Below are 17,911 nucleotides of genomic sequence, written 5' to 3'. Positions count from 1 at the left end.
CACGCCGACCTCAGCGCCCGCCTCATCGCCCGCGAGCCCCTCGTCTACCTCTCCGCCCCGGACCATCCGTTCGCGGGCCGCACCGTGGGCTGGGCCGAGCTGGCCCGGCAGAACTTCTTCGTCCACGAGGAGGGCTGTACGTACAGCGACCACCTGGTGCGCACCCTCCGCACCGTCCCCGGCCCACCGCCCCGGCTCACCCGTTTCGGCAGCATCGAGGCCGCCCGCTCCTGCGTCGCCGCCGGGCTGGGCCTCACCCTGCTGCCGCGGGCCACGGTCGTACGCCAGCTGGCCGAGGGCGCCCTGGCCGAGGTCCACGGCCCCGAGATCTCCCCGGTCCCGGTCCAGCTGACCCGGGCCCGCCGCCGCTGGATCAGCCCGGCCGCCCAGGCGGTCGCCACCGAACTGGCCGGCCTCATCCCGGAAGGCGGCTAGAGCAGTCGCACGCCGTCGTGGGCGCGGACGGCGGGCGGGGCGGCGGTGTCGAGCGCGTCCAGGATGCGCGCCGCGTACGCCTCGGACGCCAGGTCGGGCACCTCCGCGCGGGTCGCCCAGCGCCAGGCCCGGGTGCGGGGGCCGGTGGCGGGCGTACCGTCGAGGGCCCGGCAGCGGAAGACGAGGGACACGGCCAGGCCGTTCATGTCCTTGTAGACGCCGGTGAGGGCCGCCGGAAGCGCGATCTTGACGCCGGTCTCCTCCAGCAGTTCGCTCCGCAGGGCGTCGGGGATCGTCTCGTCCGGGTCCAGCCGCCCGCCCGGCGGCTCCCACGTGCTGCTGTCCCGGCGCTTGATCAGCAGCGCCCGGTCCCGCTCGTCGACGATGACACCGGCGACGTTCACTTTGTGCGGGCGGTCCACGGTCACGTTCCTCGGCCCTCTCGACTGGCTGCGGCGGCCCTCACGGTAGCCCAAGTCCCTGGGGGACAGCCCGGGTCCCGCGTCTTCTACTCTGTCGGCAGCCCGCCAGGGATGGTACGGCGGGCCATCACGGCACATGGAGAACAACGGGGGACACATGCGGATACGCATGAGGATGGCCGGTGCGATCGCCGGAGCGCTGCTCGTCACCGGGTGCGGCGGCGGCAGCGACACCGGGGGCGGCGGGACGGCGGACGCCGCGAAGAAGCCGGACGAGAAGCCGAGCGCCTCCGCGCCGTCGGTGCCGATGGAGACGGGCGCGAAGAAGGCCGCCTGGACGGACCGGGACCGGACGCGGCAGCTGAAGGTGGCGCCCAAGCGGCTGGTCCAGGGCAAGCAGTCGGACCTCGAGCGGGTCCGGCTCGACGGCGACGTCGACGGGATGGTGCCCTTCTACCTCACCGTCTCCTTCACCAACACCGGCAAGGAGACGCTGAACCGGCCCGACCCGGAGAACAACTTCACGATCACCCTCGCCGACGGAACCCCCGGCCGCCCGATCACCCTGATGAACATGAACCCCCTGGCCACCGAGTCGGGCGTGCCCAAGGAGTGCGACAAGGGGGCTCCCGCGACCCTGCCCCCGGGGAGTACGGCCGAGGCGTGCCAGATCGTCATGCTGCCCAAGGACCGGACGCCCGCGATCGTCTCCTACACCGACGAGGCGAACGGCGCCCTGATGTGGAAGATCGGCGACGGCGAGGGCTACGCGGGCACCAACGGCCTGATGTCGGTCGGCCAGTCCGCCGACGCCATGTGGCAGGACGACAACCGCGACGTCCCCATGACCGTCACCCTGACCGGTATGCGCAAGGGCGACACCGGGGACCTCAGCCGCTTCCAACTGAGCGCCGCCCAGAAGAAGATGACCCCGTACTACGTCACCCTCCGCTACCGGAACACCGGCACCCGCGTGCTGCTGCCCACCATGCAGGACGGCGTCGGGGTCAGCACCGCGGGCGGACAGCAGATCCAGCCGATGACGTTCATGGACTTCTCCACCCCGGGCAACGGCGTCGGAACCTGCCGCAGCGCCGTCGCCCACACCCGGCTGAAGCCGAAGTCCTCGCTCACCATGTGCTCCGTCCACATGCTGCCCGAGGGCGACCAGCCGGTGGCGGTCACCTTCAAGGGCGAGGGCAGGGGCGCCCACCAGTTCGGCTGGCGCGTGCCGTAAGTCTGTTGCTCATTCCTTGCGGGTGTACCACTGGATCAGCCCGCAGGACGTGCTGCCGAACCTCCGGGCGTACGGGACGAGTTCCTCCTGGGGAGCGGTCGATCCGCAGGAGGAACAGGCCGGTGAGTCGGTCATGGAGTCCTTGTCGTTCGGCGCGTGACGGAAGTGGTTCCGCAGGGGGCCTACCCAGCCGAGCTGGGCGTATGGGCCCCAGCGGCTTCCGACGACAACGACGGCGGACGGTTTACGAGGAGGCGTCCTCGAAGTAGGCGTCCAGGACCTCGTCCAGCTTCGTCGTCCACTCCTTGAGGGCGCCGCGGGCCGGGGCGTCGACGTCGGCGGCGTACCAGCGCTGGGCGGTGGTGTAGACGGTGACGCTGAAGCGGCGGCCGAAGCGAGGGGTGTCGATCTCCACCGCGCCGATCTCGTCCCAGGAGAACTCGGCGTTCTCGCCGTCCAGCTGGAAGGCGACACCGGAGTGCCCGGCGGTGATCGAACCGCGGCGGTCGGAGACCTCGAAGACCGGCCCGTCCTCGGGCTCGGCTTCGGCGTCCGCCTCGGCCTCGGCCTCGTCCTTGTCCTCGGCCTCGTCGGCGTCCTCGGCCTGCTTCTCCGGCTTGTCGGCCTCGGCTTCCGCCTCCTCCGTGTCTGCTTCGGCCTCCGCGGCCTCGGCAGCCTCGTCCACGGGCTGGTCGGCGGCCTTCTCCGGGGCCTCTTCCGGGGCCTCCGTGGCCGTCTTCGCCTCCGCGGTCACCTCCTCGGTCTCATCCGGGCGCGGGGGCGTCAGGCCGGGGATGTGCCCCGGATCGGTCCCGGCGGCGGGTACGGGCGGGATGATCGGACCTATGCGCTGCTCCACGCCCGGCAGTATGTCGGATGAAGCTGTGCCCGCGACACCCACTCCCCGAGTGTTCCGCCACGTGTCACGATCACGCGACGTCGATGCCGTACTCCCGCACCAGCGCCTCCAGCCCGCCCGGGTAGCCCTTGCCGCCGATCACGAAGTCCCAGTCGCCGTTGGCACGGCGCCGGAAGGAGCCGAGGACCAGGGCGGTTTCGCCGGGGCGGCCGTCGGAGACCTCCAGTTGGCCGACTTCGGCACCGGTGGCGTCCAGGAGCCGTATCCGGGCGTCGGTGAAACCGGCCAGGTCCGCTCCGGGGTCGACCTCGGGGTCGACGGCCGCGGCGAGGACGAGGCGGTCGGCCTCGGGCGGCAGGGCGTCGAAGGCGACGCGGACCGCCGCCCGGTCGGGCGCGGTGGCGGGCAGGGCGCGGACGGTGCCGTCGGGGGTGCGGGGGTTGTTGAAGAAGACGAAGTGGTCGTCGCTCAGCACCCGGTCGCCGTCGCAGACGAGGGCGCAGACGTCGAGGGCGACCTCGCCCGTCCAGGACATGCCCAGCACGTTGTGGTCGGGCACGTCAGGAGAGGGCGAGGCGGAACCGGCGGCGGCGCCGTCGCCCAGCCGCCCCCGCAGCCCGTGCCGGTGCAGCAGGTCGACCAGCTCCGCCCCGGACACCAGCTCCAGCGGCTTCCCGTGGGCGAACGTGTGCGAGCCGGGGCCGAACCGCGAGGTGGTGACCAGGACGCCCTTGTTCGCGCCGCTGTCCTGGACCGTGCCGTACAGATCGCGCACTGCCGTCGGCGGCACCGTGCCGCGGTAGCGCTTCACCTGCACCACGATCCGGCCGCCCCGGATCGGCGCGGGGTCCACCGCCTCCACGTCCACCCCGCCGTCGTTCGAGCGCCGGGTCGTCACGGCCCGCATGCCCATGGCCCGGAAGAGGTCCGCGACCAGCGACTCGAAGTCGATCGGATCCATCGCGTGCAGATCCGGCTCGTCGCCCCCGCCCTGGGTGAGGAGGCCGGAGCCGACGTCGTCCGGAGTCCGCCCGGGCGTCACGGCGGCGCGCTGGTCGGGGCGCGTGGAGAGGCGGCCGCGGACGCCGTCGACCAGGCAGTCCACCGCGCTCACCTGCTCCAGCCGCAGTGCGGCGAAGGCGGTACGCGTCACCGTGACGGTTGCCAGGACGATCCGGGCCCGGTGGCCGGTCGCCGGATCGTGGTCGTCCACGAACCCGTTCAGCGCGACCGACTCCAGCGCCCCGGACCCGTCCGCCGCGAACAGGTCGCGCAGCGCCAGCAGTACGCACTGCGCGAGCACGTCCCGGTACAGGGCCCGGCGCTGCGTGGCGGAGCGCGCCGTCTCCCGGTCCTCGTCCGCGTTGTACATGTACCGCACCGACTTGACCTCCGGCACGATGTCGTAGCGCGGCAGCTCCCAGTCCAGGACGAGCTGGCGCGCGGCCGGGTCGTACGCGGCGGACACCTCGCGGGGGAGGCCGTCGGGCCACACAGGGGAGGAGTACGAGGAATACGCGGTGTGGTAGAGCGCCGCCGTGAAGTACTCCACGACCGCGTCGGGATCACCGGCCCGCACCTCGGCGACCAGGTCCGCCACGCCCTCGTTGTGCCGCCGTATCTCCGCGAGCTGCTGCGCGGCCCACCGCTCGTATTGCCGGTGGTACGCGTCCAGCCGCCGCACCCGCTCGGCCTCGGCGGCCTGCGCGGCCCGCCAGTCCCGCTCGTACCGCTCCCGCGCCTCTTCCCGCTCCCGCCGCCCGGACCCGAAGCCCCAGCCGCCCTGCGGCTGGTAGTGCCGCTGGTCCGGCATCGGTACGGGGTGGGCGAGCGCGCCCGCGTCGAACGGCTCGACCCGCTCGGGCCGTTCGAGCCCGGCCGGGTCGAACGGCGCCGCCCGGCACCCGTCCACCAGCAGCGACCCCAGCGCCTCGACCCGCGCCTCCAGCTCCTCGGTACGCCGCCGCGCGTCCGCCTCGCGCTGCCGCCGGTACGCCGCCTGCCGCTCCCGCTGATCGCGCGCCCGCGCCCGCTCGGCGGCCCGCGCCCGGCGCTCCTCGTCCCGCTCCCGCTGCGCCCGCGCCCGCTCCTGCGCCTCGCGCTGCCGCTGCGCCTCGGCCCACAGGTTGATCAGGCCGCTGGAACGACCGGAGCGACGGCTCATGTACGACTCCCCCCTGGCCCACCGGGCCGACCCGCACCCACCGGCCCCCAACCAGCGGTGACGCCCCGATTCTAGTGGCCGCTCCCCCCACCGTCCCAGCGCAGACCAAGGGCCCCGGACCGGTGGGTCCGGGGCCCTTCCGCACGTCGTACGAACTACCTCACGCCGCCGAGGACGCCGCCTGGCACCCTGAAGTGCTGCTGTTCGCCAGGTACATCGCCGCGCAGGTCGACTCGGCCCCTGGTGACCGTCCCCGACAGAGGAGGAAGAACACCATGTCCATCTTCGGCACCCGCAACAGCGGGCTCACCGTCATCCACGACCTCGACGTGGCCCGCGCCGCCATCGAGGAGGCGCTCGCCGACGCCGATCCGGAGCTGGCCCCGGGGCTGCGGCACGCCCTGGACCTGATCGCACAGATCCCCGAGGAGGACGCGGCCATCGAGGTCGAGTGGGCCAGGAGCGTGATCGCTCAGGCCGGGATCGACCCCAGCAAGGAGGTCCAGGCGACCAAGGCGCTGCGTGTCGCCAAGCCCGAGCTGTCGCTGAAGGCAGCCGTCGAGCTGGCGAGGAACGCCGCCCGGTGACAGACGCGGTGACCGGCGCCGGCAGCGCCCGCACGGCAGGGACGACCGCGTCGGCGCGGGCCTCCTCGCGGCGGTCGGCCACCGCCGTCCGCTCGTTCACCCGGCGGCGGTCAGCAGATCGGCGGCCTTCTCACCGATCATGATCGACGGGGCGTTGGTGTTGCCCGACGAGATCGACGGCATGATCGAGGCGTCCGCGACCCGCAGCCCCGCCACGCCGTACACCCGCAGCTCCGGGTCGACGACGGCGAGGGAGTCCTGCCCCATCTTGCAGGTGCCCACCTGGTGGTGGTACGTGCCGACCGCGCGCCGCACGAACTCCCGCAGGTCCTCCCGCGTACGGGCCTCCGGACCCGGGGCGGCCTCGGCCTTGCGCCAGTCGTCGAAGGCGGCGTGGGCGCCGATCTCGCGGCAGATCTCGACCGCGTCGACCATGGCCTCCATGTCGTACCGCTCGGCCAGGATGTTCGGGTCCAGCAGCGGCGCCGCCTCGGGGTCGGCCGAGGCCAGCCGCAGGGTGCCGCGCGACAGCGGGCGGACGATCCCGGCGGCCAGGGTGTAGCCGTGCTCCGGCATCTCGTACGACTCGGCCGGATAGACCAGGTGCAGGAAGAGCGGCTGGAGGTCGGGGCCCGGACGGCGCGGGTCGGTGCTCGCGAACAGCTGGCTCTCCAGCAGGTTCGCCGTACCGGGCGGCAGCGGGCGCGTCGCCTCGTACACATTGCTGACCAGCGGGTGGTCGTGCAGGTTCTCGCCGACCCCGGGCAGGTCCACGGCCACCTCGACGCCGACGTCGCGCAGATGCGCGGCCGGGCCGATCCCGGAGAGCAGCAGCAGCGCGGCCGAGCCGATCACCCCGCCGCTCAGCACCACCTCTGAGGCGGCGCGAGCGCGGTGGAGGGCGCCGTCCGCCGCGTACTCGACCCCGGTCGCGCGGCCGTCCTCCAGCAGCACCCGGTGCACCCGGGCCCCGGTGGTGACGGTCAGCTTCGGATGGTCCACCACGGGCGCCATGAAGCTCTGCCAGGCGCTCATGCGGCGCCCGTCGCGGGTGGTGGTGTGGTTGAAGCCGACGCCGGTCATCCGCTCACCGTTGAAGTCCTCGGTCAGCGGATGCCCCAGCGCCATCGCGGCGTCGACGAACGCGGCGGCCGTGGGATGCGGTTCGGCGATCCGGCTGACCGGCAGCGGCCCGTCGCCGCCGTGCCACTCGCTCGCCCCGTCCATATGGTTCTCGGACCGCTTGAACAGCGGGAACACACTGTCCCAGTCCCACCCGGTACAGCCCTGGTAGGCCCACGCGTCGTAGTCGCTGCGGTGCCCGCGTACGTAGATCATCCCGTTGAGCGAGCTGCTGCCGCCCAGCACCTTGCCCCGCGGCCAGTACAGCCGCCGGCCGCCCGCGTGCCGCTGCGGCTCGGTCATGGCCGCCCAGTCCAGCTCGGACTGGAGCAGCATTGGCCAGCCCTGCGGGCTGTGCACCCGCTCGTCCTCATCGGCCGGCCCCGCCTCGATGACATGGACCGAATGCCCCCGATCCAGCAACCGCCGCGCGATCACGCTCCCGGAAGACCCCGCCCCGACGATCACGTAGTCGTGCTCGGCACCTGGCGTCGACGCCATGGTGGCATGCCCCCTCAGTTTGCTGCCGTTTCATCAAAACCCTAGGTGACCAGGGAGTTTGGGGAAACCGCAGACATGAGAGGGCCCGGCAGGATGGGGGCAGCCATCCTGCCGGGCCGGTCCGGCGGTGCGGGCGTGCGTCAGCCGCACTTACGGCCGCTGTTGATGCACTTCACGGCCTGCTTCATGAGCGAGTTGGACATCACGTTGATGAAGTCGCCGTGGTCCGTGACCGGCTTGTGCAGCTGCTCGGGGAAGCTGTCCACCGCGAAGACCTTGTTCGGCGCGATCTTGTAGGTGATGCGCTGGGTCAGGGCCGGGATGGCCTTGAAGCCCTTGCCGCAGGCGCCGTTGGCTCCGGCGAAGGCGACGTGGGTGCGGTGGTTGGCGCTGTCGGCGTTGCGGCCGTCCCAGCAGCTCTGGAACTTGAACGTGCGCACCACGTTGCTGCCCTTGGGGCACAGCGGGTACTTGTCCTTGAGCTGGCGGTTCTCGAATCCGGTGCAGCTCCAGGAGGCGTTGGCGTTGGCCGTGCCGTTGGTGAAGGCCTTGGCGTCACCGGTGATGATGCGCAGGAACTTCGGCATCGCGGTGACCTTGCCGACCGCGCTGCCGCGGAAGGTGAGCTGGACGGAGGTGGGCTGGAGGATGGTGCCGATGTTGCCCTCGGTGCCGCCGCCCGGGGCGCCCGCGTCCTTCTCGTTCTTGCCGTCGCGCAGGCGCAGTACGGGCCAGTAGTGGGTGGAGCGGTCGCCGTTGGTGCAGGAGGTGGTCGCGGTGGCGAGGACCTGGTCGGTGGCGAAGGCGTCGTTCTTCTGGTTGCCCACGTAGTCGTGCATGTGGTGGGCGCCGTTGCTCACGCCGGGGGCGACGATGACGTTGTCGGAGTTGAACTTCTTGTTCTCGTTGCGTCCGCAGCGCGAGGAGAAGGTGCCCTTGGAGGCGCCTGCCTGCTTACGGGGGTTCTTGACGTTCGGCTGCACCTTCCGGATGTCCACGAAGTCGGCCTTCTGGGGGCCGGACGCCTGGGACCCGCCGGCCGCCGCCGGTGCGGCTGCCGGGGCCGCCGCGGCGTTCACCTCGCCCTGCTTGACCGTGCAGGAGGCCATCGAGTCCAGCCCGGACGCCTGCTGCGAGCCCTTGCCCATCGTGGTGGAGATGCGGCTCAGGGCGCTGCGGCGCTGGGACGACAGCGGCTCCAGGACGCGGGTACGCACCCACTGCTGGTCGGCGGCCTTGGTGCCCTGTGCGGAGAGCTGCTTGTAGGCGTCGGCGACCTGGGTGTCCAGCTTCGCCAGTTCCTTGTCCACGGTGGGCCGTGCCTTCTGCGGCACGTTCGACAGCCGGGTGGCGACGTCGGGGCACTGGATGGTCATCGAGGATTGTCGGGCGGCCTCGGTCCGGTTGGGGGACTGACCGGCCGAAGCATTGTTGTCGGTCATCAGCAGCGCGCCGCCGCCGACCGCCAGGGCCGCGACACCGACGACGGACACGACGAGTACGCGTGACCGCTTGTGTCTCTTCTTGTACCTCATCACTACGCCCCTCATTGGTAGTTGTCATACCGCGATACGAAAACCGGGGCGGTTCCGCTCATCGGCGGCCGTAGTGGATGAAGGTATGGCGGGAAGCGGCCCCTGGAAGACCCTCGGCGGCCCCTCGGAACCCGTAGATGAAAATGAAAACCAATAGCGTGTACGCTGTGCGCCATGGCCCGGAACGAACTACGCCCGATCATCAAGCTGAGGTCCACCGCCGGCACCGGCTACACCTACGTGACCCGCAAGAACCGCCGAAACGACCCCGACCGGATGGTCCTGCGCAAGTACGACCCGGTCGTGGGCCGCCACGTCGACTTCCGAGAGGAGCGCTGACCGCCATGAAGCCCGGCATCCACCCCGCGTACGAGCCGGTCGTCTTCCGCGACCGCGCCGCCGGTTTCGCCTTCCTGACCCGCTCCACGGCCACCAGCGACAAGACCGTCGAGTGGGAGGACGGCCGCACCTACCCGGTCATCGACGTCGAGGTCTCCTCGGCGAGCCACCCCTTCTACACCGGCACCCAGCGGATCATGGACACCGCGGGCCGCGTGGAGCGTTTCGAGCGGCGCTACGGACCGGGGCGGGGCGCCCGATGAGCGGCGAGGACGAGCCCCGGCTGGCCGTCGCGGTCGTGGCCGGGCTGCACGCCGATGCCCGCCGCGCCGCCGTCGAGGAGATCCTGCGCACGGTGCCCGGCGCCGTCGCGCTGCACCACGACCTGTCGGCCGCGACCGACCGCGCGGTGCACCGCACCGTACGGGACGCCACCGGCCCGCTCGGCAGCGGCGAGGCGCCGCTGGTGAACGACTGCGCGTGCTGCGCCCTGCGCGAGGACCTGGTCCCCGAGTTGCTGCGGCTGGCCGCGGGCGGCGGCCACCGGCTGGCCGTGGTCGAGCTGTGGGATTCCGTCGAACCGCAGGCCATGGCCGCGGTCATCGCCGCCGAGGGCGCGCCCCTGGCGCTGACCGGGGTGGCCACCGCGGTGGACCCGGCGCTGATCGTGCCGTACCTCGCCAACGGCGACGACCTGGCCGACACCGGGCTCGCCGCCGCCCCGACCGACCAGCGCACCGTGGCGGACACCTTCGCCCGTCAGCTGGAGTACCCGACGCTGATCGCCGTCGCCGAGAACAGCGCACCGGACGAGCCCGCCGACGACGCCGACCACGCCCTGCTCACCCAACTCACCCCCGGCGCCGGGCAGGTACGACTCGATGACGGGGTGCTCGGAGCCGCCCTGTTGCGGGGCTTCGACATCGAGGCGGCGGCCGCCCGTCAGCACCCGGCGTGCGCCCTGCTGCCCCAGGACGCCGACGAACACGGCGTGTCCACCCTCGTCTGGCGGCGGAGGCGTCCCTTCCACCCTGGCCGTCTCTACGCCGCGCTGGAGGACCTGACCTGCGCCGCGGCCCGCAGTCGGGGCCGCTTCTGGCTGGCCGACCGGCCCGATTCCCTCCTCGCGTGGGACGCCGCGGGCGGCGCGCTCTGCGTGGAGTCCGCCGGGCCCTGGCTGGCAGCCCTCCCGGACGCCGCCTGGGAGATGGTCCCCGCCGAACGCCGCGTCGCGGCCTCCCTGGACTGGCACCCGGAACACGGCGACCGCTGCCAGCACCTCACCTTCACGTCCCCGGGTCTCGACCGCGACGGCCTGCTGGCCCTGCTCGACTCCTGCCTGCTCACCGACGACGAGTACGCGGCGGGCCCGGACGGCTGGAAGCACCTGCCGCACGCCTTCGACTACCTCCTCGACCCGGTCGCCTGACCACCCCTGATCCCATACGGAAGGACACCCCATGCCCTCCCGCCGCGCCTCCGGGCGCCCCGACCCCCGGCGCCGCCGCGCCAACCCGCTGGACGCCGCGGGCATCACCTACGTCGACTACAAGGACACCGACCTGCTGCGGAAGTTCATCTCCGACCGCGGCAAGATCCGCAGCCGCCGGGTGACCCATGTGACCCGGCGACAGCAGCGGCAGATCGCCCGCGCCATCAAGAACGCCCGCGAAATGGCCCTGATCCCCTACGGTTCCCGCTAAGGAGAGTCCGCTTCGGGGACCTTCGGCCGGTCCGGGCGTACGGAGAACACCGTGTCCCCGGCCATCGCCACGATCGCGTCCTTGACGAGCACCACGGACGGTGGCCGCTCCTGCGCCGTGTCCCCGGGGTCGGCCAGCGCGGCGGTGCGCCACGCCTCCGTCCCGGTCTTGCTGTCCAGCGCCAGCAGACGGCCGAAGCGGTTGGCGAAGTAGAGCCTGCCGTGCCGCGTCGACTCCACGGGCGCGGACAGGTTCTCCGTCTCCGTCTCCCGCTGCCACAGCTGTTTGCCGCTGCGCGCCGAGACCGCGGTGACGGTCCCGTTGGTGCGGACGGCGTAGACGACCCCGTTCAGGAGGGTGGCCGTGCCGCGCAGGGGGTCCCGCAGCGGGATCCGCTCGGTGTCGCCGGTGCGCGGATCCACCCGGAGCAGCGCGTTGTACGGACGCTCGTACCCGGCCTCGTACACCTCCTTCGCGGTCTGCGGCGCGAGGAAGACGGGCGCCCCGTCGACGGAGCCGAGGTGCAGCGCCTTCCGGGGGAGTGTCGCGAGGGTGCGCTGCGTACCGTCGGAGGGGTCCAGCCGCAGCAGGCTGTACGGGCCCTCGGCGCTCAGCCCGGACGAGGTGAGGGGCGAGCACAGGACGTACGGAACGCCGGACGGGACCGGCGTCGCCGGTTCGCAGAACTGCCCCTCCTTCGCGGGCGACTGCCACAGCCGGCGCCCCGAGGCCCCGTAGGCGACGAGCTGACGGCCGTCCGCCGACAGCGTCAGCAGCCCGCCGCGGAACAGGCGCACCGACGCCGACCCGCTGATCGTGTGTGACCACCGCTCCTTCCTGGTGCCGGTGTCCAGCGCCACCACCCGGCGGTCCTCGTTCTCGGGCTCGGAGTAGGTGTAGACGGTTTCGTCCCGCACCCCGATGGGGCGCGCGTCCTGCGGCCGGGTGCCGCTGCGCCACCGGACCTTGCCGGTGGCGGCGTCGACCTTGGCGACGGTGAAGCCCTTGCCGCCGCAGTACAGGTCGGTGCCGCGGTCCGGTACGCACGCGGCGTCCTGGTACACGAGCGGGGGCAGCGGGCCCTCGAACCGCAGCGTCGTCCGCCACGGGCGCCAGTCCTCGGGCAGGGACACCTGCCCCGCGTCGGCGGTGGCGGACGCGGCGGGGCGGTACGGGGGCGGGTCGGTGCCCAGGGTACGGGTCAGGCTCGCGACCAGCCCGGCGGCGGCCAGGGCGCCGACGCCGATGAGGATCAGCCGCTTCCGGCGCTTCCGACCGGCCCCTGCCGGCCGCGGAGGCGGGGACTCCGCCCGGGTGGGGGCATCCTCCGGGGGAGCGGCGGCGCCGAAGTCCGGCAGCACGTCGAGCATGCGGTGCACCTCGTCCAGGCCCGGCCGCGCGGCCTCGTCCTTGTCCAGGCACCGCTTGGCGAGCTTGCGCAGGGGGTCCGGTACGCCGTCCAGCGTCGGCGGCTCGTACATCACCTGGTACCCCGACAGATACGGGCTCTCGGCGTCGAACGGCCCGATGCCGATGGCCGAGTACACCAGCAGCGCCCCCAGCGAGAACACGTCCGAGGCCGCGGTGACCTCCCGCGGATTGCGCAGCTGCTCCGGCGACATGAAGCGCGGCGTGCCGAGCACCCGCCCGGCGGTGAGGGTGAGGGTCTGGTTGTCGGCGGCCCGCGAGATGCCGAAGTCGATGACGCGCGGCCCGTCCTCGGCCATGAGGATGTTGGCCGGTTTCAGATCCCGGTGCACCACCCCGGCCCGGTGGATGTCCCGCAGCGCCTCGACGAGCCCCAGCCCCAGCGTCCGCAACTCCCGCCCGCCCAGCGGCCCGCCGTCCCGCACCACATCGGCGAGGGTGGGCCCCGGCACGTACTGCGTGGCCATCCACGGCCGCTCGGCCTCCGGATCGGCGTCCACCACCGGAGCGGTGAACGCCCCGCTGACCTTGCGCGCCGCCGTGATCTCCTGCCGGAAGCGGGTCCGGAACTCCTCGTCCTGCGTGTACTGCGCGTGCACGAGCTTGACCGCGACCTGCCGACCCGAGGCCGACCGCCCCAGGTAGACGACCCCCATACCGCCCGAACCGAGCCGGTCGAGCAGGGCGTAGCCGCCTATGGACGTCGGATCATCGGTGCTGAGCGGCATCGCCGATCCTCCCTTTCCGCTACGCCAACCGCCGTACCAGCCCCCTACATTAGGTGCCGACCCCCCAACCCCGGCGCACACGGGCCCGGGCGCGCCATCGCCGTATACCGTCGGGCCCATGGAGTGGATCACTCTGGCCAGCACGGTGGTCGGCGCCGGAATCGCGACGGGCTCCGCGCTGCTCCTGGACCGCCGCCGCTGGCAACGGGAGCGCCGGGACCGGGAGTTGGAGACGCGCCGCACGCTGTACGGCGACTATCTGGCGTGCCTCGGGCCCGGGAGGCGTTCGGGCCGTGCATCGGCCTGCGCCACCAGATGACCATCACGGCGCCCGACGCCGTGGTGGCGGCCTCGGAGGACGCCTTCCGACGTCTGCGCGATCTGCGGGACCGGGTGATGGAGGGGTCCGCCACCTGCACCCTCCAGGGCTTCCCCGGCGTCGACCTGAAGAGCAAGGACGGCTCGGTCAGCGCCGAGCGCAGCGACCTCACCCCGGAGAAGGTCAGCGTCAAGCCCGGCGAGGAGATCCGCTTCACCCTCACCTACCCGCCGTGGCCTCTGGCCTGGGGCTTGTCGCTCGGGGTGCGCCCACGCCCCGGGCGTCCGACCCTGGACGTAGGGGGCGCGGACCGCCGGATGGGAAGGGGCGCATCGCCATGAGGACACCCCCGATCGTTTCGCCGCAGGAGTGGGAGGAGGCGCGCCAGGAGCTGCTGGTGGAGGAGAAGCAGCTGACCCACGCCCATGACGCCCTGGCCGCCAAGCGCCGTCGCATGCCGTGGGTGGCGGTGGAGAAGGAGTACGCGTTCGAAGGGCCCGAGGGCAAGGTCAGCCTGCTCGACCTGTTCAAGGGACGCCGTCAGCTGATCGTCTACCGCGCCTTCTACGAACCCGGCGTCTTCGGCTGGCCCGACCACGCCTGCCGAGGCTGCTCCATGGTGGCCGACCACGTCGGCGACCTCACCCATCTGAACGTCCGCGACACCACCCTGGTCTTCGCCTCGCGCGCGCCGCGGCAGAACATCGAGGAACTGAAGGCGCGCATGGGCTGGACGATGCCCTGGTACACGATCACCGACGATTTCGATGCCGACTTCGACGTGGACCAGTGGCACGGCACGAACGCCTTCATCCGCGACGGCGACCGCGTGTTCCGCACCTACCTCATCAACGCCCGCGGCGACGAGGCGCTCGGCAGCACCTGGAGCTACCTCGACATGACCGCCCTCGGACGGCAGGAAACCTGGGAGAACTCCCCCGAGGGCTACCCCCAGACCCCGCCGTACGAATGGTGGAACTGGCACGACGCCTACGGCGAGACCGAACCGGCCCCGGAATGGATCGCCCAGACCCGCCGCGGCCCGCGCTGACCGGCTCAGCCGCGCTGGTCGGGAAGCGAGAGAAGGTCGTCCACCAGGTCCGGAGCGGCGATGTCGTGTCCCCGCCCGAAACTCTTGAACGTCGCGGTCCTGTTGCCCTTGTGGGCCTTGTAGGCGTACGAAACCTCCATCTGCCGGCATTGCGGGCAGAAGAGGTCGGCCACGAAGGGGGAGAGCGGGACGGGCCCTTCCGGGCCGTGGACATAGAACATGTCGATGCCGACGGGATGCTCCCAGGTGAACGTCCGGCGTTCGAAGTCCGGGTGGTCGCCCGTCGCGTCCTTCGCGACGACCTCGAAATCCCGTGACCTCGGACGGTAGACGCACGAGACCGTGAACAGCCAGGGAGTGGCCTTCAGGAACTGTGCCTTGGCCAGGGCGCGTTCGAGGTGATGCGTGCCCTCGGCCACGCGCAGTGCGGACTCGGGCTGGCTCTTGGGCTTGTCGCCGTGGGCGGCCCGGTTGCGTTCTTCCCGCAGGGCGTTGAGGTGGGTGACGATTCCCGGGCCGTCGGGCCCGTCCCCGAGCGCCTGGTGGAGCCCGGCGACCAGATCGGGTCGGGCGGCGGCGAGAGGCTGGAGTTCTCTGAGCCATGTCGTCCACGTGCCGAACATGGCGCCTTTACCGAAATAGGCCCTGCGGAGCAGGGACAGATCGCGCTGTCCCGCCTCTTGGAGCAGCGCTGCCGTGGTCACGCTGAGGGTGATGGCGAGGATCTCGGCGGCGTCGAGTAACGCCTCGTACCTGTCCTTGTCCGTGGGGGCCTGTTGCAGCGCGCGGAGGGCGCGGGCGATGGGGTGGGGGAAGGTGTTCCGCGCGTCGGCCGGCACCTCGGAGACAGGCCTGGCGGGGTCGGCGCGGTGCGTGGCCGATACGCGTAACGCCGGTCCCACGGGCGCCGCGTGGAGCGGTACCGGCGGAACCTCCTGCCGGGGCGGCTGAGGGCGCCTGCGCCACCGCCAGCGCCTGATGAGCAGGCGGATCCAGGCGGGCACCACGCCGAAGATGATGACCATGGCGATGATGGCGAGCAGGTTGTCCAGCCACGGGGGCAGCTTGCTCGGTTCTGTCGTCGACGCGGTCGGGATGGAGATGCTGGAGATCAGGCACCAGACGACGGTGTTCCAGAACGCCCCGTCACGGTAGAGGGGCGCGTCGTACAGCCTGAGAACAGCGTTCCGTCGCTTGGGAAAAGGCGGCGGAGGGGCCAACGAGGACGCTGCGTTACCGTGCATGAGCACATGGTGCCTCGCTGCGTCGACTGGTGACTACGGTTGTATGGGTTTCTTCTGTGAATCGCCCTCTTTGCCCGTGGTCTGGTACGGCTCGTATGCGGGGCCCGCGAAATCCGGGCTGGAGTAGCCCAGGCGCGGGCGGCGGCCGGGAGCTGCGGTCCGGTTCGGCTCGGTCCGGCGCAACTCGGCGCGCAGGTACGGCAGGACGCCCCGTTCGAGCAGGGCCCGCCGCCATGCCTCGCGGGCCTCGGCCGCGCCCGGGGTGCCGCTGGTCGGTGCCGGGGTGCGGTGGGCGGCGGCGGTGCTGAGCAGCCAGGCCACGCCGCACGCCGTCGTCACCGCCGTGACCACGGCCGCGGTCTGCCCCGCGGTCAAAAGCGCGTCGCCCAGTTCGCGCCCCGAGCCGCCGAGTCCCAGGACGGAGCCGAGGAGCAGGAAGACCGCGGTCGCGGCCGCCGCCAGCACCGGTGCCAGGACCGCGAGCGCGGGCAGCAGGCCGCGTATGCCCGCCGTGGCGGAGGGCGCCGGGCCGGTGCGTACGTCGGGGGCTTCCGCTGAGCGTTGCCGCAGGTAGGCGGCGTACTCGGGGGCGGCGGCCGCGGCGATGCCGGTGCGTTCGGCGAGGACCCGCGTCCGGAGCCGCTCGGCCGCCGCGCCCCCGGCGGATCCGTGCCGCCGCAGGGCCGCACGGATCTCCGGGGTGTTCAGCGCCTTCCGCAGCACCCGTTCGACGTCGGGTTCGTCTTCCGGCCGTAACGCGGGTGGTGTGCCGTTCATATCGGTGTCCATGTCCTCAGGTCAGGCGCGGGGCGCGGGGCGCGGCGGTGGTCAGAGGTTGACGCCGAAGTCGGCGGCGATGCCCGCCAGGCCCGAGGCGTATCCCTGGCCGACCGCGCGGAACTTCCACTCCGCGCCGTGGCGGTACAGCTCGCCGAAGACCATCGCGGTCTCGGACGCGGCGTCCTCGCTCAGGTCGTAGCGGGCCAGTTCGGCGTGGTCGGCCTGGTTGACCACGCGGATGAAGGCGTTGCGGACCTGGCCGAAGCTCTGGCCGCGGCGCTGGGCGTCATGGATGGAGACGGGGAAGACGATCCGGGTGACATCGGCGGGGACCGCCGCCAGGTTCACCTTGATCGACTCGTCGTCGCCCTCGCCCTCACCGGTGAGGTTGTCGCCGGTGTGCTCGACCGAACCGTCGGGGCTGGTGAGGTTGTTGTAGAAGACGAAGTGGCGGTCGGACGCGACCTTCCCGGCCTCGTCGCACAGCAGGGCGCTGGCGTCGAGGTCGTAGTCGGCACCGGTGGTGGTCCGTACGTCCCAGCCCAGGCCGACCAGGACCGCGGTCAGGCCCGGTGCCTCCTTGCTGAGCGAGACGTTGCCGCCTTTGGACAGGGAAACTCCCACGATCTCCTCCTGGGTGACGGGATGCGGATGGATGCGGACACAGGAAAATCTACAGCACTGTAGAAGTTGGCGGATGGGCGGCGTGCCGTCGATGACCCGGTACCGTCACCGGACGGCTGGTGGTGAGCGGCGTGCTGGAGGGAGTCGGCGTGAGAGACCAGGGCGAGGACGACCCGCATCCGCGCTTCCGTCGGCGGGGGCAAGGCGAGTTGGAGGCGCAGGTGCTGGCCGCGCTCCAGCGGGCGGACGGCCCGGTGACGGCCGCCTGGGTGCAGGAGCGGCTCGACGGCGATCTCGCCTACACCACCGTCATGACGATCCTGTCCCGGCTCCGGGCGAAACAGGCCGTGACCCGGGAGCGGGCGGGCCGGTCGTTCGTATGGCAGGCCGAATCGGACGAGGCGGGGCTCGCGGCGCTGCGGATGCGCCGGGTCCTGGACGGCCAGGGCGACCGGTCGGCGGTTCTGGCCAGTTTCGTGACGGGGCTGACGTCCGATGACGAGCGGCTGCTGCGTGACCTGTTGAGCGAGGCGGGTGGCGACTGAGCCGCGCGGTCACCGGGTGCGCCGGTACGGGTCCGGCGGCACCGCCGGGCGCGGCGGCGCGCCCTGATCGCCCATGAGCGAGCCCATCTCGCCGGGCGGCACCACCGCTATCTGCTGGCCACCTAGGTGGCGGCGCGGGCGAACCCCCTGCTGGGCCCGCTGTGCGGAGCAGGCGCCCGCCCCGACGCCGGACGGACGGGTTCGCCGTGCCGGGACCCGTCCCGCGGCGCGTGGCCGCGCTGCTGGGCCCGAGGTCGTCCGCCCGTCTCTGGCCGCCCGCCTCCGCTG

Annotated in this window: 21 protein-coding genes and 1 pseudogene; 12 read left to right on the top strand and 10 right to left on the bottom strand. The window is 72.2% G+C overall.

What is annotated here, in order from left to right:
- The coding region (locus SSOG_RS21555; RefSeq protein WP_167542503.1) for a LysR family transcriptional regulator substrate-binding protein at positions 1–435 on the top strand (435 nt) is incomplete at its 5' end.
- On the opposite strand, the gene SSOG_RS21550 is transcribed toward SSOG_RS21555, so the two are convergent.
- Positions 432–863, bottom strand: coding sequence for an NUDIX hydrolase (locus SSOG_RS21550; RefSeq protein ID WP_039938291.1), 432 nt, complete (start codon positions 861–863; stop codon positions 432–434). The two genes, SSOG_RS21555 and SSOG_RS21550, sit on opposite strands and share 4 nt — an antisense overlap.
- Positions 864–993: 130 nt before the next feature.
- Between SSOG_RS21550 and SSOG_RS21545 the strand changes: the two genes are divergently transcribed.
- On the top strand, positions 994–2,094 hold the full coding sequence (locus SSOG_RS21545) for a hypothetical protein (protein ID WP_167542502.1): 1,101 nt from the start codon (positions 994–996) through the stop codon (positions 2,092–2,094).
- Positions 2,095–2,103: 9 nt separating this feature from the next.
- On the opposite strand, the gene SSOG_RS57505 is transcribed toward SSOG_RS21545, so the two are convergent.
- From SSOG_RS57505 to SSOG_RS21535, 3 genes are all read right to left on the bottom strand, one after another.
- Positions 2,104–2,229, bottom strand: coding sequence for a hypothetical protein (locus SSOG_RS57505; protein ID WP_281048120.1), 126 nt, complete (start codon positions 2,227–2,229; stop codon positions 2,104–2,106).
- Positions 2,230–2,338: 109 nt separating this feature from the next.
- Positions 2,339–2,953, bottom strand: coding sequence for a hypothetical protein (locus SSOG_RS21540; protein ID WP_039941474.1), 615 nt, complete (start codon positions 2,951–2,953; stop codon positions 2,339–2,341).
- A gap of 70 nt (positions 2,954–3,023) precedes the next feature.
- Positions 3,024–5,117: a restriction endonuclease gene (locus SSOG_RS21535; protein WP_039938287.1), complete on the bottom strand. Its 2,094-nt coding sequence runs from the start codon at positions 5,115–5,117 to the stop codon at positions 3,024–3,026.
- 275 nt (positions 5,118–5,392) lie between these two features.
- On the opposite strand from SSOG_RS21535, the gene SSOG_RS21530 reads away from it, so the two are divergent.
- The gene (locus tag SSOG_RS21530) at positions 5,393–5,704 is read left to right on the top strand and encodes a hypothetical protein (protein ID WP_039938285.1); all 312 of its coding nucleotides are present in this window, start codon (positions 5,393–5,395) and stop codon (positions 5,702–5,704) included.
- Between the two features lie 96 nt (positions 5,705–5,800).
- On the opposite strand, the gene SSOG_RS21525 is transcribed toward SSOG_RS21530, so the two are convergent.
- Positions 5,801–7,327 (bottom strand): GMC family oxidoreductase, encoded by a 1,527-nt coding sequence (locus SSOG_RS21525; protein WP_009716348.1) that lies wholly within the window; start codon positions 7,325–7,327, stop codon positions 5,801–5,803.
- A 140-nt stretch (positions 7,328–7,467) separates the two neighbouring features.
- Positions 7,468–8,862, bottom strand: coding sequence for a DUF1996 domain-containing protein (locus SSOG_RS21520; RefSeq protein WP_039938284.1), 1,395 nt, complete (start codon positions 8,860–8,862; stop codon positions 7,468–7,470).
- A 174-nt stretch (positions 8,863–9,036) separates the two neighbouring features.
- Here SSOG_RS21520 and rpmG point away from each other — a divergent pair, with 174 nt between their 5' ends.
- Genes rpmG through rpsR form a run of 4 tightly spaced genes read left to right on the top strand, consistent with a single transcriptional unit; the run spans position 9,037 to position 10,904 of the window.
- Positions 9,037–9,201: a 50S ribosomal protein L33 gene (gene rpmG / locus SSOG_RS21515; protein WP_009716346.1), complete on the top strand. Its 165-nt coding sequence runs from the start codon at positions 9,037–9,039 to the stop codon at positions 9,199–9,201.
- Between the two features lie 5 nt (positions 9,202–9,206).
- Positions 9,207–9,464, top strand: coding sequence for a type B 50S ribosomal protein L31 (locus SSOG_RS21510; RefSeq protein WP_009716345.1), 258 nt, complete (start codon positions 9,207–9,209; stop codon positions 9,462–9,464).
- Positions 9,461–10,630: a GTP-binding protein gene (locus tag SSOG_RS21505; RefSeq protein WP_039938282.1), complete on the top strand. Its 1,170-nt coding sequence runs from the start codon at positions 9,461–9,463 to the stop codon at positions 10,628–10,630. The genes SSOG_RS21510 and SSOG_RS21505 overlap by 4 nt, the downstream gene beginning before the upstream one ends.
- A 31-nt stretch (positions 10,631–10,661) precedes the next feature.
- On the top strand, positions 10,662–10,904 hold the full coding sequence (rpsR, locus tag SSOG_RS21500; RefSeq protein ID WP_009716343.1) for a 30S ribosomal protein S18: 243 nt from the start codon (positions 10,662–10,664) through the stop codon (positions 10,902–10,904).
- On the opposite strand, the gene SSOG_RS21495 is transcribed toward rpsR, so the two are convergent.
- Entirely contained in the window at positions 10,901–13,060 is a 2,160-nt protein-coding gene (locus SSOG_RS21495; protein ID WP_039938280.1) for a serine/threonine-protein kinase, read from the bottom strand. The genes rpsR and SSOG_RS21495 overlap by 4 nt on opposite strands.
- Positions 13,061–13,178: 118 nt before the next feature.
- Here SSOG_RS21495 and SSOG_RS51180 point away from each other — a divergent pair, with 118 nt between their 5' ends.
- Genes SSOG_RS51180 through SSOG_RS21480 form a run of 3 tightly spaced genes read left to right on the top strand, consistent with a single transcriptional unit; the run spans position 13,179 to position 14,430 of the window.
- Positions 13,179–13,379 (top strand): hypothetical protein, encoded by a 201-nt coding sequence (locus SSOG_RS51180; RefSeq protein ID WP_039938278.1) that lies wholly within the window; start codon positions 13,179–13,181, stop codon positions 13,377–13,379.
- Positions 13,376–13,720 carry a DUF4232 domain-containing protein gene (locus SSOG_RS21485; protein WP_039938277.1) on the top strand — a complete coding sequence of 115 codons (345 nt, stop codon included), beginning with the start codon at positions 13,376–13,378 and terminating at the stop codon, positions 13,718–13,720. Before SSOG_RS51180 ends, SSOG_RS21485 begins: the two co-directional genes overlap by 4 nt.
- Positions 13,717–14,430, top strand: a complete 714-nt coding sequence (locus tag SSOG_RS21480) for a DUF899 domain-containing protein (RefSeq protein WP_009716340.1) — start codon at positions 13,717–13,719, stop codon at positions 14,428–14,430. Before SSOG_RS21485 ends, SSOG_RS21480 begins: the two co-directional genes overlap by 4 nt.
- Positions 14,431–14,435: 5 nt before the next feature.
- On the opposite strand, the gene SSOG_RS21475 is transcribed toward SSOG_RS21480, so the two are convergent.
- The 3 genes from SSOG_RS21475 to SSOG_RS21465 are packed head-to-tail and all read right to left on the bottom strand — an operon-like array spanning position 14,436 to position 17,078.
- A complete protein-coding gene (locus SSOG_RS21475) occupies positions 14,436–15,674 on the bottom strand; it encodes a hypothetical protein (RefSeq protein WP_154685966.1) in 1,239 nt (412 codons plus the stop codon).
- A gap of 33 nt (positions 15,675–15,707) precedes the next feature.
- Positions 15,708–16,463, bottom strand: coding sequence for a hypothetical protein (locus SSOG_RS21470; protein WP_009716338.1), 756 nt, complete (start codon positions 16,461–16,463; stop codon positions 15,708–15,710).
- A 39-nt stretch (positions 16,464–16,502) separates the two neighbouring features.
- Positions 16,503–17,078, bottom strand: a complete 576-nt coding sequence (locus tag SSOG_RS21465) for a TerD family protein (RefSeq protein ID WP_009716337.1) — start codon at positions 17,076–17,078, stop codon at positions 16,503–16,505.
- Between the two features lie 149 nt (positions 17,079–17,227).
- On the opposite strand from SSOG_RS21465, the gene SSOG_RS21460 reads away from it, so the two are divergent.
- Positions 17,228–17,623, top strand: a complete 396-nt coding sequence (locus tag SSOG_RS21460) for a BlaI/MecI/CopY family transcriptional regulator (RefSeq protein ID WP_039941470.1) — start codon at positions 17,228–17,230, stop codon at positions 17,621–17,623.
- 54 nt (positions 17,624–17,677) lie between these two features.
- Positions 17,678–17,911: pseudogene (locus SSOG_RS56185) on the top strand (M56 family peptidase); the annotation flags it as partial.

The organism is Streptomyces himastatinicus ATCC 53653, assembly GCF_000158915.1.
Classification (GTDB): domain Bacteria; phylum Actinomycetota; class Actinomycetes; order Streptomycetales; family Streptomycetaceae; genus Streptomyces; species Streptomyces himastatinicus.
The sequence above is the reverse complement of the archived record's forward strand: the minus strand, read 5'-3'. Positions and strand labels throughout refer to the sequence as shown.

Bases quoted from the DNA above. Each gene is read 5' to 3' on its own strand.
- SSOG_RS21545 (WP_167542502.1), top strand. From the start codon at position 994: ATGGAGAACAACGGGGGACACATGCGGATACGCATGAGGATGGCCGGT.
- SSOG_RS57505 (WP_281048120.1), bottom strand. From the start codon at position 2,229: ATGACCGACTCACCGGCCTGTTCCTCCTGCGGATCGACCGCTCCCCAG.
- SSOG_RS21535 (WP_039938287.1), bottom strand. From the start codon at position 5,117: ATGAGCCGTCGCTCCGGTCGTTCCAGCGGCCTGATCAACCTGTGGGCC.
- SSOG_RS21530 (WP_039938285.1), top strand. From the start codon at position 5,393: ATGTCCATCTTCGGCACCCGCAACAGCGGGCTCACCGTCATCCACGAC.
- SSOG_RS21525 (WP_009716348.1), bottom strand. From the start codon at position 7,327: ATGGCGTCGACGCCAGGTGCCGAGCACGACTACGTGATCGTCGGGGCG.
- SSOG_RS21520 (WP_039938284.1), bottom strand. From the start codon at position 8,862: ATGAGGTACAAGAAGAGACACAAGCGGTCACGCGTACTCGTCGTGTCC.
- rpmG (WP_009716346.1), top strand. From the start codon at position 9,037: ATGGCCCGGAACGAACTACGCCCGATCATCAAGCTGAGGTCCACCGCC.
- SSOG_RS21510 (WP_009716345.1), top strand. From the start codon at position 9,207: ATGAAGCCCGGCATCCACCCCGCGTACGAGCCGGTCGTCTTCCGCGAC.
- SSOG_RS21505 (WP_039938282.1), top strand. From the start codon at position 9,461: ATGAGCGGCGAGGACGAGCCCCGGCTGGCCGTCGCGGTCGTGGCCGGG.
- rpsR (WP_009716343.1), top strand. From the start codon at position 10,662: ATGCCCTCCCGCCGCGCCTCCGGGCGCCCCGACCCCCGGCGCCGCCGC.
- SSOG_RS21495 (WP_039938280.1), bottom strand. From the start codon at position 13,060: ATGCCGCTCAGCACCGATGATCCGACGTCCATAGGCGGCTACGCCCTG.
- SSOG_RS51180 (WP_039938278.1), top strand. From the start codon at position 13,179: ATGGAGTGGATCACTCTGGCCAGCACGGTGGTCGGCGCCGGAATCGCG.
- SSOG_RS21485 (WP_039938277.1), top strand. From the start codon at position 13,376: ATGACCATCACGGCGCCCGACGCCGTGGTGGCGGCCTCGGAGGACGCC.
- SSOG_RS21480 (WP_009716340.1), top strand. From the start codon at position 13,717: ATGAGGACACCCCCGATCGTTTCGCCGCAGGAGTGGGAGGAGGCGCGC.
- SSOG_RS21475 (WP_154685966.1), bottom strand. From the start codon at position 15,674: ATGCACGGTAACGCAGCGTCCTCGTTGGCCCCTCCGCCGCCTTTTCCC.
- SSOG_RS21470 (WP_009716338.1), bottom strand. From the start codon at position 16,463: ATGGACACCGATATGAACGGCACACCACCCGCGTTACGGCCGGAAGAC.